This window comes from Pseudoalteromonas sp. G5_S1_14_S5 (assembly GCF_054968605.1).
Genome location: NZ_JBQKUM010000095.1, coordinates 1 through 15,189, shown reverse-complemented (window position 1 = coordinate 15,189; position 15,189 = coordinate 1). Strand labels below are relative to the sequence as shown.

Below are 15,189 nucleotides of genomic sequence, written 5' to 3'. Positions count from 1 at the left end.
GGTTATGAACAGGTATATAGCAGAAATATTTGGTACGTTTTGGTTGGTTGTGGTAGTGCCGTCTTAGCCGCCGCTTTTCCCGATGTAGGTATTGGCCTGCTTGGGGTCTCTTTTGCCTTTGGTTTAACCGTACTCACCATGGCTTTCGCTATTGGGCATATATCCGGTTGCAACCTCAACCCAGCTGTCACTATAGGCCTTTGGACGGGTGGGCGTTTTGATGCCAAAGATGTTGTCCCTTACATCATTACTCAAGTACTCGGCGGCATTTTTGCTGGCGGCTTATTATTTGTGATTGCCTCCGGCCAAGCTGGCTTTGATGCTGTTTCGTCAGGTTTCTCGTCTAATGGCTTTGGAGAGCACTCTCCCGGTGGTTACTCACTAACCGCAGCACTGGCCTGTGAGGTGGTGATGACCATGGTATTCCTATTCGTGATCATGGGAGCGGCCGATTCTAATGCACCCGCGGGATTTGCACCCATCGCGATTGGTCTCTGTTTAACCTTGATTCATCTTATAAGTATTCCAGTAATCAATACCTCTGTGAACCCAGCCCGGAGTATCGGTGTAACGGTATTTGTTGGTGACAGGGCCGTTTCTCAGCTATGGCTATTCTGGATTGCTCCAATTATTGGTCGGTGATCGGTACGGTGATATACAAAGCCGTTCGGGGCTCGTACTAAGCTCTGAGAAGAGTTGGATAAAATAAGCTTTAAGTAATAAAAGAAAAAGCCGCTTAATGATGATTCACCAAGCGGCTTTTTTAGATCTTATGACGACCAAGTAATGAGTGTGAAAGCGTGGTGCCATCCACCAGCTCTAGCTCACCACCAACGGGAACACCATGAGCGATTCGGCTAGCGTTCACTTCATGGGCATTACACAGTTCAGCAATGTAATGCGCTGTCGCTTCCCCTTCAACAGTCGGGTTAGTCGCTAGGATTACTTCAGAGATATCACCACGACGTAGGCGGTAGTCCAAAACATCGAGGCCGATGTCACTTGGACCAATACCATCAAGTGGTGAAAGGTGCCCCATAAGCACAAAGTAACGACCAGAGTATTGGCCAGTTGCTTCGATAGCTGCAATATCAGCTGGGCTTTCTACTACACAGATTTGACCATTTCCCTGACGTTTAGGGTTGGTACAAATGTGACAGGTATCTTCTTCGGTAAAAGTACGGCACTCATTGCAATGGCCAATTTCTGTCATTGCTTGGCTAAGAGCATCAGCCAACTGAAGGCCGCCTTTTCTATCGCGCTGTAACAAATGAAAGGCCATACGCTGAGCCGACTTGGGGCCAACCCCAGGTAGACAACGTAAGGCCTCCATCAAATGCTCCAGCATATGACTGGTACGCATATTTAACCGTTCTAATTTTCAAATAACGGCTCGCTCAGCAAGGCAAGAACGAACCCTTAGATATAAGTCGCTTAGAAAGGCATCTTCATGCCTGGTGGAAGTTGCATTCCGCCAGTGATACTAGCCATTTTTTCTTTTTGAGTTTCTTCAACACGACGAGCCGCATCGTTGAAAGCAGCAGCGATAAGATCTTCAAGCATCTCTTTATCGTCTTCCATTAGGCTTTCATCGATATCAACACGGCGAACGCTGTGGCTACCAGTGATTGTTACTTTTACAAGGCCAGCACCAGATTCACCTGTTACTTCCATATTTGCGATTTCTTCTTGAAGCTTTTGCATGCGCTCTTGCATTTGCTGGGCTTGCTTCATCATGTTGCCCATACCGCCTTTACCAAACATGTTAATACTCTCTGGTCTAATTGGTTTATTAAAATTTATTAAGCTATAAACGCTTAAATGGAGGTTAAAGCAGTGTGATTCAACCCCTCGGTGTTCAGTTCTTCGATCGACGTATCTAAGATGATACGCCCACCACTAAATCAAAATTAACGTTAGATAGGTCGAACACTATCTCTGTCGAGCTCTGCAGCGAAGCGTCTTTCGATAAACTGTACGTTGGCATCGTTTTCCAAACTGGTAAACGCGTCTTTCAACTTACCTTGGTACAGCCTTTCTCGTAATTCTAATGGTGTTTCACCACCATCGCCTATTTCGACGCTCAAGTGACACTCTTCTCCGAGTACCGTATTGAGAGACTGTAACAGTTCGCTCTGCGCTCGGTCCGTATTCAAGTGAGCTTGGCTCGATCTCAAGGTTAGCGTTATCGATGTATCATTCTTAGTAAATACAGAGTTCAAAGCTAACTGTTCAACAAGCTTAGCTGTCTCTAGCTTTTGAATCGTGGCAGACCACTCATCTTGAGCAATCGACTCGTTAAGCAACTTTTCTACCATTTCTGGCGTTTTGACGTGCTCTAGCGCTCGCTTGATCTGAGTAGGTGTAAGCTCTTTGCTCGCCTCTTTTACAACAGGTTTAGACGGTTTCCAACGATAAGGTTCATTATCATTGGTAACATTTTCTGTCGGAGAGGTTGGTGAAGAAGCTGGCGACACCCGCTCAGAACTACCGTGTTGCTGAGCAACTCGTTCAAGAACTGAAGTTTTAGCTGGTGCCGCTTTAGCTTTTTTTGGCGCTGAACCTTTGCTGTCCTGTGCTGCGTTACCTCTACGCTGAGAGCGTAATTGATGGCGTAAACCACTGACAGGTGATGCCGGACGAGCAGGTTGCCCTTCAGGCGCAGACGGTGCAACATTTTGTGGCTGAGTCGGAGCTTGATTCTGATAGCTCGCTTGCTGCTGAGGCTGTGCTTGTTGAATCATAGGACTCATCGACTGCTCTGAACCGTAGCTTGAACGTTCGTCATAAGCTGGCGGCGTATCGTACTGGCTTTGCGGGTAATCCTGTTCTGGATAACCTTGATGACCAGAATGCTCAGAGTAGCCTTGCGAATTTGGATGCTGAGCCGGACTTTGCTGCGGAGCTTGGTGTACAGGTTGCTGCTGCATCGCTTGAGGAGCCTGCTGCGGCTGCCTCGGAGCGGCCGTTGGCGCTGGTTGACTAACCGACTGAACTTGACTCTGAACCGGTGCAGCGACAGGGCTTGTCGACTGAGTAGAGATAGCCGTTGCGACATTTTGCTCCGCAGGCCTAAATGCCAACATACGTAAAACCACCATCTCAATACCAACACGTGCGGTTGGCGATAACGGTAAGTCTTCACGACCTTTTAGCACTATCTGGTAATAAAGCTGAATATCTTGTGGGCTTAACACTTTGCTAAGTAGTTCAAGCTTCTCTGCGTCAGGCTGAGCTTTGTCTAAGGTAGACGGCAACGCTTGATACATGGCGAGACGATGAAGTTGAGCAGCAAGCTGATTCAACAAGCCATCCCACTCTACGCCATTCTCAGCAAGGTTTTGGATACAAGCCATCGCCTCTTGAGGCTGCTTACTGCTAATAGCCTCAAGTAGATGGATCGCTTGATCAGTATCCAATGTGCCAAGCATGTGAGCAACCGTATCAGTCACGACATTGCCGTTGCCTAATGCGATAGCTTGGTCTGTCAGGCTCAATGCATCACGCATACTACCGTCGGCAGCATGAGCAATCATTCCAAGAGCACGAGACTCAGAGGTTACCTTCTCTTGTTCAAGAATATGATCAAGCTGCTCGTGGATATTATCAACGCTGATCGGTTTCAGATGGAACTGCAGACAACGCGACAAGATAGTCACTGGCAGTTTTTGTGGATCAGTCGTTGCGAGCAAGAATTTCACATACTCAGGCGGCTCTTCTAACGTCTTTAGAAGCGCGTTGAAACTGTGCCTAGAAAGCATGTGTACTTCATCGATAAGGTAAACCTTAAAGCGACCACGCGCAGGCTTGTACTGAACATTGTCCAGAAGCTCACGGGTATCTTCTACCTTGGTACGTGATGCCGCATCGATCTCTAGCAGGTCAACAAAGCGACCTTCATCGATCTCTTTACAAGTTGCACATTCACCACATGGGGTTGAAGTAATGCCTGTTTCACAGTTAAGTCCCTTAGCGAATAAGCGACCGATGGTCGTTTTACCGACACCGCGTGTTCCGCTAAATAAGTACGCGTGATGCAACCTATTTTGGCTAAGGGCATTCTCTAATGCTGTTAAAACATGGGCTTGACCAACCACTTCTTTGAATTTGGTTGGTCGCCATTTTCGCGCTAACGCAAGATAGCTCATGAATAATTCCGAAAGGATTAGTGGCCGTCGAATTCGCAGATGCTAAACACTTCTAGACCTAAGCCTTCTAAGCGCTTGTCACCACCGATTTCTGGAAGGTTAATTACAAATGCAGCGTGCTCTACCACACCACCAAGCTGACGAATCAGCTTGGTTGTCGCTTCAATCGTACCGCCAGTTGCTAGTAGGTCATCAACCATCAGCACTTTGTCGCCTTCAACGATAGCATCAGTATGAATTTCTAGCGTGTCTGTGCCGTACTCAAGCTCATAAGATTGTGCCACAGTTTCACGAGGCAGTTTGCCCGGCTTACGCACAGGAATGAAGCCAACACCTAGTTCTAGTGCCAAAGGCGCACCGAATAGGAAACCACGAGCTTCAGTTCCAACGATCTTAGTAAAGCCCATGTCCTTGTATGTTTCCGCTAACAACTCGATAGTCGCTTTGTAAGCTACAGGGTCTTCCATCAAGCTTGTTACGTCACGGAACAAAATACCCGCTTTAGGGTAATCCGGAATGCTTTTGATGCTTGCTTTGATCAGAGAGATCTTTTCTGTGTTCATAATCTTATGCACTTCATTAGGCCGCTTTCCAAACTCTGGTTAACGAATCAAACATCAACGCTTGAAATTAAGGAAAGGTACGATTGGTATTCATTGCAACGAGAATCATAACTCTGGTTGCTGAAATAATAAACGCCCACTATACAAGCAGGCACACTGGCTTAATGGTAGTGATTTTCTTTGCTATCAGCAACCAACTCATGGGTTGGAAGTCGCATAAACCATGTGAGAAGAATAACAAGTACACAAATTAGGAAAACCTTGACCCAAATAAGTGGAGCAAAGTAGATAGATAACGCAAAGCTCAGCAAGATAAAGAATACACCACGCGTTTTAACTTGCTTAGTGACAGCGCCGTGTTGATACCAGTTTTCTAATAGAGGGCCGAGCGTTTTGTGCTCATGCATCCATTTGTGAACTTTAGGATTGCTTCGCATGAAACATGCACTAGCAAGAAGAAGGAATGGAGTGGTTGGCAGTACGGGTAATACAATCCCTAGGACTGCGAGAAAGATACAAAGGCCACCAGCAATATTCAGGCTTAAAACTCGAACGCTAATTGTGGCCTCCTTGAGTTCGCTATCACCATTTGGCGACGACAGCTTAACTAAAATGTTGCGTAGCCATTAAATACACGAATCAACGTTAGTGTTGCTGGTAGTAGTGGAATCATTAAAAATGCGGCTAAAAAGCCTAAAAAATAGAATACATTAAACGGGTCTTTAAAGTCTTGAGTATCTGCCATGATTGCTTCTTGTTTTTGTTAGTAAAGGTAAGTCCAGTGGCGGACCAAACCCTCTTTGCTAAATCGACATTTAGCAAAAAAGGCATAGCCACACCATTTGCGCAACTATACCTTAATCAATTATTTACAAAAACCGAGGGAATATAGGGTTAATCGGTTGTCCCTTGATGTATATCCAAGCTGAAACTCGCCGCTCCAAGTAGGCTCAACGACAGCTGACAGCCCTGCTCGATTGGTAAATCTCTGGTGATAAAGTTCTTTTTACAGTTATCGCCTAAACGTTCACCTGCTGCAATATGTTGATTCATTTCACCATTTGACCAACGCCCATCCAGACCCGCAGGCAAAATTGAGATAGTGCCCTCTGCGAGGTTAGCAACACCAAACAGCGCGTTGACAGGTGTTGAGCATGCCGAGCAACGAATCCCTTTCTCCAAAATTTCAGCGATATCTTTGAGGTCAGCACTAAAATCTTTTCTGTTTCTTAAGTAATCGTGGAACAAAGCTCTTACTAACAAGGTAGTTGCAGAGCCGCCATTTTCAGAAGACGCTGAATCGACAAGGTAGAAAGCAAACTGCCCATTCATCGTCCACGCATAATCAAATACAAGTGGCATCATCTCCGTTGATTGCAACAAACGGTAGCTGCAACGCCATGAGCCTTGTCTTGTGTCTTTGTCCGGTAACAACGCGTGCAACAAATCTCTTGCTGCGCTTGGGTTGTCCTGCAAGTAGTTCAGGTGCCAATGTAATTCTTGGTCTTCCGGGATCTCTCCCCCATCATCCACACAAAACCACTGGCTTGAGAAATCTCGTTGATCTGAAAGGTTATCGAACGAATCTGTTAATGTGTTTGCAATCGCACTGCTTAGATAGCCATGGTCTTCTAATGGCTTCGCTAAAAAGTCTTTAATACCAAATCGCAGTGCTTTTGCTACATCAGACATGTCATCTGTCGCAGACACCACAATCATAGGCAGTGATGGATACTCTAAACTGAGCTCTTCTACAAGCTCGATGCCGTCCAGGATCGGCATTGATAAGTCACACACAATTAAATCTGGCGCTGCATCTCTAAGCTTCTGCAAAGCGTCCAGTCCGTTTTCAGCCTCAACCACTTTATAACCAACCTTCTCAAGGTAAGCACCGGTTATACGGCGAAAAATAGGATCATCATCAACCAACATTACGCATTTCTGGTTCATCACTTCCTGTGCCGAGGTCATTACTGGCTGACTGTAAGTTTTGTACATAATTTCTAACCTCACAAAACTAAGTCGAATTATTATTGTTATCTGTTTAAAGAACTAATATAAAACTTAGTAATAAAATGCTAAATACACAAATGTTCACTCTTTACTGGTAATTTGTGACAAGGCTTGGAATACTTGTAAATAGTGCAACAAGTTGACATGCCGCAAACATTGATCTCAATGTTACGTATAAATTAGAAGAGATTGTAAACAAATGTGTCTGGATTTATGAAATTAGATGATTTAAACCTCTTTCGACTCGTCGTTGAAAATGGGAGCTACACCGCAACATCGCGCAAGACTATGATTCCGGTTGCGACCATCACACGACGCATCCAAGCTCTAGAAGACTCGCTAAACCTGAGGCTTCTCAATAGACACGCGCGTAAACTCTCCTTGACAGAGGCTGGCGAACGTTTCTTCAATGAATGCTCTCCACTGCTACAACGTCTTTCTTCGACCGCCGAAGAACTGACGGATGTTTGTAAAGGTGCTTCCGGTAAGATCCGCATTACGGCGCCCTCTAACCTGACTAAGCGCATGATGATGCCGATGTTCAGCGATTTCATGACTCAATACCCAGATATCAATATTGAGTTGATGATGAACAACCAAGCTGATCAACTCGACCCTACAGAGTGGGACGTGATTTTCAGAGTGGGTCCTCAACGCGACTCAAGCCTCATCGCTCGAAAAATCAGTGAAGTAAAAGATATTCTTATCGCGAGCCCTGAGTACTTAGCGAAGAACCCTGCACCGAGCCATGCTGAAGAACTGGCGAACCATTCATTGCTTAAAGGCTACCCACTGATTAAATGGCAGCTAAGTAACTCGAATGATGAGACTGTGGTTAACAGTGAAAAAGGCCGCTTCAACGCAAACGCACTTAATGTTGTAAGACAAGCTTGCTCTGAAGGTCTAGGTATCACACTGATGCCAGACGTGATGATTCGCGAATACATCGAAGATGGCAGCTTAGTTCAAGTATTGGAAGACTGGAGCGCTAACCCGCGTGACATCTACATGCTTTATAACCACAAAGACCATCTACCAGAGAAAGTTAGATTGTTTATTGACTTTGTGATCGCGTACCACATTCACTAGGTTAATCCCCTGCTTCAAAAACAAAAAACCAGAGCCGATGCTCTGGTTTTTTCATATTCTGGTCACTAAAGAAAACTAAGCGCCTTCGTTGTGTAACTCTAAGTTCGCTAAATCTTGTTGGATCTCACGCTGAATCTTAGAGTCATCATTACGTAGAGAGTCTAAGAAATCTAGGTATGCTTGGTCGATATCACCTGTTACATACTGGCCATTAAACACTGAAGTATCGAAACGTGCGATGTCTTGGTTGCCCATACCTACCGCTGAAATCAAGTCTGGTAGCGTTTGGAAGATCAGAGCGTCTGCACCAATCTGCTTACAAATCGTTTCATTGTCACGACCGTGAGCAATCAGCTCTGTCGCGCTCGGCATATCGATACCGTAAACGTTAGGGAAGCGAACCTCAGGAGCCGCTGACACCATGAACACTTTGTTTGCACCAGAGTCGCGAGCCATCTCAATGATCTGCTCTGAAGTCGTACCGCGAACGATAGAGTCATCAACCAGTAGAACGTTCTTACCTTTAAACTCAGAACGAATCGCATTAAGTTTACGGCGAACCGACTTCTTACGCTGTTGCTGCCCAGGCATGATAAACGTACGACCTACGTAACGGTTTTTAACGAAACCTTGGCGGTACGGCTTGTCGATAGCTTGAGCGATACGCAATGCAATGTCGTTAGATGTTTCTGGGATTGGGATAACCACATCAATGTCTAAGTCTGAGTACTCTTCTTTAATGCGCTTACCTAGTAATTCACCCATCTCAACACGTGCGCTGTACACTGAGATTTTATCGATGAATGAATCAGGGCGTGCAAAATAAACAAACTCAAAGATACATGGGTTGAGCTGCGGGTTGTCTGCACATTGCTTAGTGAAAAGCTCACCGTCGAATGTTACGTAGATAGCTTCACCAGGCGCCACATCACGCATGAAATCGAAACCAACAGCATCCAGTGCTACCGATTCAGACGCCACCATGTATTCCGTTTTGCCTCCAAATTCACGCTTGCCTAGACACAGTGGACGAATACCGTGTGGGTCGCGGAATGCGATCATACCGTGGCCGATGATCATAGCCGTTACTGCGTAAGCACCACGAATTGTGCGGTGAACGTTTGATACAGCACGGAAAACATCATCTGAAGTCACGTTACCTTTAACCGTATCGATCTCATGAGCCAATACGTTTAATAGCACTTCTGAATCAGAAGTAGTGTTCACATGACGACGGTCTTTTTCGAATAACTTTTCGCGAACTTCATTTGCGTTCGTTAGGTTACCGTTGTGAGCCAACGTGATGCCAAAAGGCGAGTTTACGTAGAAAGGCTGAGCTTCCGACGCACTTGAGCTACCTGCTGTCGGGTAACGAACATGGCCAATACCAACATTACCTTGGAGGCGTTGCATGTGTTTTGCTTCAAAAACATCTTTTACTAAACCGTTCGCCTTACGCAGACGGAAACGATTGCTTTCTATAGTACAAATACCAGCGGCATCTTGGCCACGATGCTGCAATACCGTTAAAGCGTCATAAATAGACTGGTTTACAGGTGTTGAACCCACGATTCCAACAATACCACACATGTCCTAATCCTCGATTTTTCGACATTAACTGGCGCTACAGCGCGCCAGATAAGAAACTAGATGTTGCTTGTAAATGCTCGAAGAACGGCGCAATGATTCGACTAAATTCCGGAACCAACTGCGAATTCTTCCACCACTCAGAACTTGGGAATGCAGTAAACGCATCCATGAAAAACAACACTGCAGAAACAATCAAAACACCACGTAAGCCACCAAAGACGACACCGAGGATTCTGTCTGTACCTGACAGGCCTGTTTTCTGAACTAGCTGACCGATAACATAGTTAACTAAAGCACCGACAACTAACGTTGCAACAAACAATGCTGCTATCGCCGTTCCGTTTCGAAACATCTCATCTTCGATATTGGTGAAGTACACCGCTAATTTTGCGTAGTACTGGCTAGCAATAAAAAAAGCTCCAAACCAAATAACGAGTGACAACGCTTCTTTAGCGAAACCACGAACTAAACTGATCACGGCAGAGAAGCCGATCACGCCTAAAATGACAATATCTAACCAATTCATGAATTCTTCATCTTAAGTTGGCGCGCATTTTAACAGAAAAAATGCCGACGCAAACGTTTTCTTATGGATTTAGCGGTTTAAATTTGAGCAACTGGCCTTTTGAACCCGTAATTTTTTCTAATTCCTTAATTTGTCGCTCAAGTTTGGATTTAGATACATCTGGGCCAATAATTACTCGCGTAAAAGTTTTTTCTTGCTTGGTGTGAGCCTGATAACCACGCTTTTGCAAATCCCTCACCACACTTTTCGCATTGTCAGCATTCTTCAAAGCCATCAATTGAATGATCCAAGCACTGTCTTGGTACTCATTTTTTTCAGGTACTGGCTTAACCACAACCGCCACTTTATCCGCTTCTTTTTCAGAAGCCGATGCTGTTTGGGTTTCTGATGAACCACCACTTTCAACCACTCGCTCTACCGGAGAGTCCGGCAGTGCAATCTGATCTTCCACTGGGTCAAGCACCTCAAACACTTCTACATTGCTATCAAGTTCAGGCTTTATAGGAATGCTTGCAAACTCTTCTTTATAGTGAAGCTTTTTACCATCGAGCACATCTGGCAATACAATCACGCCAATGGCCACTAAAATGATGGTACCGACTAAGCGGCTCTGAAATTTACTTGCCATCTAGTTTCCTTTTTTCTGCCAATGCTCCAACACTTCCCCTACTGTATGGAAAGAACCGACCACCAACACAACATCGTCTCCACCTTTCACTGATGCTAACGCCGCCTCAAACGCCGCAACCGGGTTTGTATACTGCTCAACATCTTGAGGAAGGCTTAAACAAAGTTCTGCTGCCGTTGCCGCACGTGGTCCTTGTAGAGATGCTGGGTACCAGTGTGTTGCAATTGGTGCTAACACTTCTAATGTCGCTGGAATATCTTTGTCATGAAGCATAGCGACGACAACGTGCAAGTTCTTGCCCGCATATTTCTTAGTAACTTGCTGTGCAAAGTATTCTGCTGAATGTGGGTTATGAGCCACATCAAGCACAATCACAGGCTGGTCGCTAATTTGTTGCATGCGCCCAGGAAGCTGAGCGTTTTTCAAACCATTAACCACGTTCACATCGCTAATATCTAATTCTGATGTGCCTAGTGCCATCAATGCGGTTGCCGCGTTCGGGAGTGGTAATGTTGGGATAGGAAGCGATTCCAGTTGGAATGCACCGCTATGCCAGTTCCAAGTATCACCATCAACGGCATAGGTATATTGAATACCGACCTGATAAAACTCAGCTTTGATATCATCGGCATGTGCAGCAACCGTCGCTGGCGGCTTAGGTTGGCCACAGATAGCTGGCTTACCGCTACGATAAATGCCCGCTTTCTCGAAACCGATCACATTGATGTCATCACCAAGCCAATCTACGTGGTCTACCGCCAAGCTCGTAATCACTGAAACGTCGTGATCAACAATGTTGGTTGCATCTAAGCGGCCACCTAAACCAACTTCTAACAACACAACATCGACCGCTTCCGTTTGAAAAGCACGTAACGCGGCCAAAGTACCGTATTCGAAGAAACTAAGGCTGATTTCACCGCGTTCTTTCTCGATAAAATCAAAAGACTGAACCATCTTTTGATCAGATAGATCTTGGCCGTTGATACGAACGCGTTCGTTGTAACGAATTAAGTGAGGAGAGCTGTAGACACCAACAGAGTATCCCGCATCTAATAGAATGGCTTCCATTAGCGCACACGTTGAGCCTTTGCCGTTGGTTCCGGCAACAGTAATAACGTGTTTAGCAGGTTTGGTAAGATTTGCCTTAGAGGCGACGGCCTGAACTCGGTCTAGTCCAAGATCAATAGCACTGGTGTGGATGTTTGATAAATAATCAAGCCACATCTCCAAAGAGGATGTGGCTTGAGGAATAGGTTGTTGACTCATCTAACTCATAACCATAATAAAGTTGGTTTGTTAGAAGGTACTTTACCCTTTTTCTGCCGCTTCTGGTACTTCATAAGCAGCTTCATTCGGTGAATCGTTCACAGAAACTACTAATGGTGAAGGCTGATTGGTCATTTTTGCAACTAGACTAGCTACGCGCTGACGCATTTCACGACGGTCAACGATCATGTCGATAGCACCGTGGTCTAATAAGAACTCACTACGTTGGAAACCTTCAGGTAGGTCTTCACGAACTGTTTGCTCGATGACACGACGACCAGCAAAACCGATAAGTGCTTTTGGCTCACCGATGTTGATATCACCAAGCATTGCCAAACTTGCAGAAACACCGCCCATTGTTGGATCAGTCATTACTGAAATGAACGGCAGGCCTTTCGCAGAAAGACGCTCAAGTGCAGCACTGGTTTTTGCCATTTGCATTAGAGACATTAGTGCCTCTTGCATACGCGCACCACCACTTGCAGAGAAACAAACCAAGCCACAGTTGTTTTCAATAGCAGCATCTACAGCACGAACAAAACGAGCACCTACCACAGAGCCCATTGAACCACCCATGAATGAGAATTCAAAAGCACACGCTACGATTGGTAGACCTAGTAGTTCACCTTTCATTGCTACAAGTGCGTCAGTTTCACCACTGTTCTTTTGAGCAGCAGAGATGCGCTCTTTATAACGCTTAGAGTCTTTGAACTTCAGTTTGTCTTGCGGCTCAAGATCAGTACCAAGTTCAACACGCTCACCTTTGTCTAGGAATGTTTCTAGGCGGCGACGTGCTTTCATGCGCATGTGATGGTCACATTTTGGACATACTTCTAGATTACGCTCTAGTTCAGCATGGTAAAGCACCTGCTCACAAGAAGTACATTTAGTCCAAACACCCTCAGGGATAGACGCTTTACGAGATGTTACGATGTTGCTTTTTTCTAATATCTTTTCAAGCCAACTCATGGAAGACCTTTTCTTTCGATTCTTCCGCTTGATTGCGAAAGAAATAAATTTGGGAATTATGCGTGGAGATTAAAGCACATAAAACAGCAAGTGTAGATAAAAAACTGGTTGTACCTATTTTCTTGCGCTATTTTACGCACGATCTCGCAATATTTTTTGAACCTAAGTCCCACATTTAATTCAAATTATCTGGAAGAAACAGAGGACCAATTGGCTCTCTTGGAAGACCAAATTCTTCTGGATAATCTACGTCTACTAAATAGAGACCTTCGGCTTTAGCGGTCGCTCCAGCCAACTTACGGTCTTTCGCTTCAAGCAACCACTTAATCCACTCTGGCTTCTGTTCACCTTTACCGACAGCAATTAGGCTACCCGTAATGTTTCTCACCATGTGATGTACAAATGCATTCGCTTTAATATCAATGACGATGTAATGACCATGACGAGTCACATTCAAGTGAATCATATTTCGCCACGGGCTATGAGATTGACAATGTGTTGCTCTGAACGACGTGAAATCATTTTCACCAAGCAAATACTGACCAGCCTCATGCATCTTTTTCTCGTCAAGATGACCATGATAGTGGCTCACGCCTGAATCCAAGATTCCAGGGCGCAGTGCATGGTTAAAAATGATATAGCGGTAACGGCGCGCTGTTGCAGAGAAGCGAGCATGAAAATCTTCATTTACTTCTGTTGCCCAACGAACAGCGATGTCCTTAGGCATGTTGGCATTTGCACCCATTGTCCATGCCACCATTTTGCGGTCGACATTGGTTTCAAAGTGAACAACTTGTCCCGTACCGTGCACACCAGCATCCGTTCGTCCTGCACATTGAACTTCTACAGGGTGATTTGCGACAACCGAAAGAGCCTTTTCCAATTCTTCTTGGACACTTTTCACGTCTCGTTGACGCTGCCAACCAAAGTAGTGGGTACCGTTATATTCAATACCTAAAGCAATTTTCATGTTCTTGTTCTCTTTGAAAATGGGCGAGAAGTATATACGGAAATGAGTGCTATCCCAAATAGGATGGGACTAAATCTACAATATTAGAAGAAAGACTCGCCACAAATAAAGGGTAGCCAATGCTACCCTTTACATCTCATCCAGTTTATCGTCCGTTTAGCGTATCGATAAGATTCTTGGCTTCTCGGCGAATATCGTCGCTTCCGTCTACAATCGCCTCTTCCAATAATTTGATCGCGCCTTGAGAGTCACTCATTTCAATGTAAATTTTTGCGAGGTCAAGCTTACCTGCAGCTTCAGCGTTGCTATCAACATCATAGTTTCCAATATCACCGATTACGTCAGGGAATTCATTCAGACCAACATCCAGCTTCAATTCTTCTTCTTCTGGGTTAATGGCATCTTCACCCTCTTGCTCAACTTGAGCCATCAATTCATCAATGGTCATGTACTGCTTATCACGACTATTCGATGATTCGGTTAAGTTATCTTGCTGCGCCCAATTCTCTTCTTTAATCTTAGGCTCAGCTTGCTGCTCTGCAGACGCCCAAATCTCTTGCTGATCATCAGGCACATCATCTTGCATGCTCGATTGCTGTTCTGGCGCAAGATTAAAACCTTTCCAATCTTCACCGCCAACTTCAAGCATTGCATCAATGTCTAACCCAGCACTATCAATTGATGTCGCATCTAATGGCTTCTCGAACATGTTGTCGACCGTGTCTTGAACATCTTCTGAAAGCAATTCAGACAAATTAGTTTCATCAAAGTTATCGAAGCCTTCTAACGGCTCGTCTTCAACTTCGTTTACCTCGGCACTAGGCACTGAAGGTGCGCTTGTTGGTTCGTTAGCTTCTGGGAATCCGGCTAAATCTGCTTCATTGACATCCGGGAAGTCATCCGCACCAGGAAAACTTTGTGGGTTCGAGAACAAGTCATGCAGTGCATCTTGCTCTTCTCCCTGCGGACTAAAGGCAGTTAATGGCGTAGGCTTTTCTGAAAATGCATCAGAGATCGCTTCATCTTCACCGTATTCGGGTAAATCGAACTCGTCAAACTGTACGCCTTGCTCTTCCGCAACCGGCTCCGCACTGCTCTGTTCAATATCATCTAAAACAGAGTCCGCTTTAGCACTTTCTTCATCGTATTCTGGCAGGTCAAGATCATCGAATTCAAACTTCTCGCTGCCATCCGATAAATCTTGCTCTAGCTGAGCTTCATCAGGCTCACTTACAGCCTCTGCTAGTGCATCTTCTTCATTAAATTCTAGAAGCTCGAAATCATCAAACGAGAATTCATCTTCGCTCTGTTGTTCTACCACTTCTGGCTGAAGTGCTGTTTCAGGTTGAGACTCAGCTTGCGGTTCAATGGCAGTTTCAGCCTCAGCTTCCACCAACGCATCTTCTTCATTAAATTCTGGAAGCTCA

The 15,189-nt window shown here is 45.1% G+C and carries 16 protein-coding genes; 2 read left to right on the top strand and 14 right to left on the bottom strand.

All coding sequences use genetic code 11. The annotated features are described in order from the left end of the window. Positions 1-27: 27 nt before the first annotated feature. The gene (gene aqpZ / locus ACTRWI_RS20110; RefSeq protein ID WP_499133539.1) at positions 28-642 is read left to right on the top strand and encodes an aquaporin Z; all 615 of its coding nucleotides are present in this window, start codon (positions 28-30) and stop codon (positions 640-642) included. A gap of 121 nt (positions 643-763) precedes the next feature. Here the strand turns inward: aqpZ and recR are convergent, their stop codons facing one another. The 7 genes from recR to ACTRWI_RS20075 all read right to left on the bottom strand — a co-directional run bounded on the left by recR (position 764) and on the right by ACTRWI_RS20075 (position 6,709). After that, entirely contained in the window at positions 764-1,363 is a 600-nt protein-coding gene (recR, locus tag ACTRWI_RS20105) for a recombination mediator RecR (protein WP_499133538.1), read from the bottom strand. A gap of 71 nt (positions 1,364-1,434) precedes the next feature. After that, a complete protein-coding gene (locus tag ACTRWI_RS20100; protein ID WP_004740648.1) occupies positions 1,435-1,764 on the bottom strand; it encodes a YbaB/EbfC family nucleoid-associated protein in 330 nt (109 codons plus the stop codon). Between the two features lie 152 nt (positions 1,765-1,916). Beyond that, on the bottom strand, positions 1,917-4,148 hold the full coding sequence (dnaX, locus tag ACTRWI_RS20095) for a DNA polymerase III subunit gamma/tau (RefSeq protein ID WP_499133537.1): 2,232 nt from the start codon (positions 4,146-4,148) through the stop codon (positions 1,917-1,919). A 17-nt stretch (positions 4,149-4,165) separates the two neighbouring features. Then, entirely contained in the window at positions 4,166-4,711 is a 546-nt protein-coding gene (apt, locus tag ACTRWI_RS20090) for an adenine phosphoribosyltransferase (protein WP_499133535.1), read from the bottom strand. Positions 4,712-4,872: 161 nt separating this feature from the next. After that, entirely contained in the window at positions 4,873-5,244 is a 372-nt protein-coding gene (locus tag ACTRWI_RS20085; protein WP_128159826.1) for a YbaN family protein, read from the bottom strand. A 74-nt stretch (positions 5,245-5,318) separates the two neighbouring features. Continuing rightward, positions 5,319-5,456 (bottom strand): hypothetical protein, encoded by a 138-nt coding sequence (locus tag ACTRWI_RS20080; protein WP_499133534.1) that lies wholly within the window; start codon positions 5,454-5,456, stop codon positions 5,319-5,321. Positions 5,457-5,605: 149 nt separating this feature from the next. After that, a complete protein-coding gene (locus ACTRWI_RS20075; protein ID WP_499133533.1) occupies positions 5,606-6,709 on the bottom strand; it encodes a response regulator in 1,104 nt (367 codons plus the stop codon). A 228-nt stretch (positions 6,710-6,937) separates the two neighbouring features. Between ACTRWI_RS20075 and ACTRWI_RS20070 the strand changes: the two genes are divergently transcribed. Further along, complete coding sequence (locus ACTRWI_RS20070) at positions 6,938-7,813, top strand: LysR family transcriptional regulator (protein WP_004740642.1); 876 nt, start codon at positions 6,938-6,940, stop codon at positions 7,811-7,813. A gap of 75 nt (positions 7,814-7,888) precedes the next feature. Here the strand turns inward: ACTRWI_RS20070 and purF are convergent, their stop codons facing one another. The 7 genes from purF to ACTRWI_RS20035 form a co-directional block, all read right to left on the bottom strand. After that, positions 7,889-9,403 carry an amidophosphoribosyltransferase gene (gene purF, locus ACTRWI_RS20065; protein WP_499133531.1) on the bottom strand — a complete coding sequence of 505 codons (1,515 nt, stop codon included), beginning with the start codon at positions 9,401-9,403 and terminating at the stop codon, positions 7,889-7,891. Positions 9,404-9,437: 34 nt separating this feature from the next. After that, entirely contained in the window at positions 9,438-9,929 is a 492-nt protein-coding gene (locus ACTRWI_RS20060; RefSeq protein ID WP_499133530.1) for a CvpA family protein, read from the bottom strand. Between the two features lie 61 nt (positions 9,930-9,990). After that, positions 9,991-10,557 carry an SPOR domain-containing protein gene (locus ACTRWI_RS20055; protein WP_499133529.1) on the bottom strand — a complete coding sequence of 189 codons (567 nt, stop codon included), beginning with the start codon at positions 10,555-10,557 and terminating at the stop codon, positions 9,991-9,993. Continuing rightward, entirely contained in the window at positions 10,558-11,823 is a 1,266-nt protein-coding gene (gene folC, locus ACTRWI_RS20050; protein ID WP_499133528.1) for a bifunctional tetrahydrofolate synthase/dihydrofolate synthase, read from the bottom strand. Between the two features lie 42 nt (positions 11,824-11,865). Next, complete coding sequence (gene accD / locus ACTRWI_RS20045; protein WP_499133527.1) at positions 11,866-12,792, bottom strand: acetyl-CoA carboxylase, carboxyltransferase subunit beta; 927 nt, start codon at positions 12,790-12,792, stop codon at positions 11,866-11,868. A gap of 175 nt (positions 12,793-12,967) precedes the next feature. Next, positions 12,968-13,762 carry a tRNA pseudouridine(38-40) synthase TruA gene (gene truA / locus ACTRWI_RS20040; protein WP_408677640.1) on the bottom strand — a complete coding sequence of 265 codons (795 nt, stop codon included), beginning with the start codon at positions 13,760-13,762 and terminating at the stop codon, positions 12,968-12,970. Between the two features lie 145 nt (positions 13,763-13,907). Next, positions 13,908-15,189: FimV C-terminal domain-containing protein (locus tag ACTRWI_RS20035; RefSeq protein ID WP_499133526.1), on the bottom strand; the 1,282-nt coding region annotated here is incomplete at its 5' end.

Excerpts from the sequence above, each read along its gene's own strand:
- truA (WP_408677640.1), bottom strand. The coding sequence starts at position 13,762 with ATGAAAATTGCTTTAGGTATTGAATATAACGGTACCCACTACTTTGGT.
- dnaX (WP_499133537.1), bottom strand. The coding sequence starts at position 4,148 with ATGAGCTATCTTGCGTTAGCGCGAAAATGGCGACCAACCAAATTCAAA.
- ACTRWI_RS20075 (WP_499133533.1), bottom strand. The coding sequence starts at position 6,709 with ATGTACAAAACTTACAGTCAGCCAGTAATGACCTCGGCACAGGAAGTG.
- ACTRWI_RS20055 (WP_499133529.1), bottom strand. The coding sequence starts at position 10,557 with ATGGCAAGTAAATTTCAGAGCCGCTTAGTCGGTACCATCATTTTAGTG.
- purF (WP_499133531.1), bottom strand. The coding sequence starts at position 9,403 with ATGTGTGGTATTGTTGGAATCGTGGGTTCAACACCTGTAAACCAGTCT.
- ACTRWI_RS20070 (WP_004740642.1), top strand. The coding sequence starts at position 6,938 with ATGAAATTAGATGATTTAAACCTCTTTCGACTCGTCGTTGAAAATGGG.
- ACTRWI_RS20080 (WP_499133534.1), bottom strand. The coding sequence starts at position 5,456 with ATGGCAGATACTCAAGACTTTAAAGACCCGTTTAATGTATTCTATTTT.
- recR (WP_499133538.1), bottom strand. The coding sequence starts at position 1,363 with ATGCGTACCAGTCATATGCTGGAGCATTTGATGGAGGCCTTACGTTGT.
- folC (WP_499133528.1), bottom strand. The coding sequence starts at position 11,823 with ATGAGTCAACAACCTATTCCTCAAGCCACATCCTCTTTGGAGATGTGG.
- ACTRWI_RS20060 (WP_499133530.1), bottom strand. The coding sequence starts at position 9,929 with ATGAATTGGTTAGATATTGTCATTTTAGGCGTGATCGGCTTCTCTGCC.
- apt (WP_499133535.1), bottom strand. The coding sequence starts at position 4,711 with ATGAACACAGAAAAGATCTCTCTGATCAAAGCAAGCATCAAAAGCATT.
- accD (WP_499133527.1), bottom strand. The coding sequence starts at position 12,792 with ATGAGTTGGCTTGAAAAGATATTAGAAAAAAGCAACATCGTAACATCT.
- ACTRWI_RS20100 (WP_004740648.1), bottom strand. The coding sequence starts at position 1,764 with ATGTTTGGTAAAGGCGGTATGGGCAACATGATGAAGCAAGCCCAGCAA.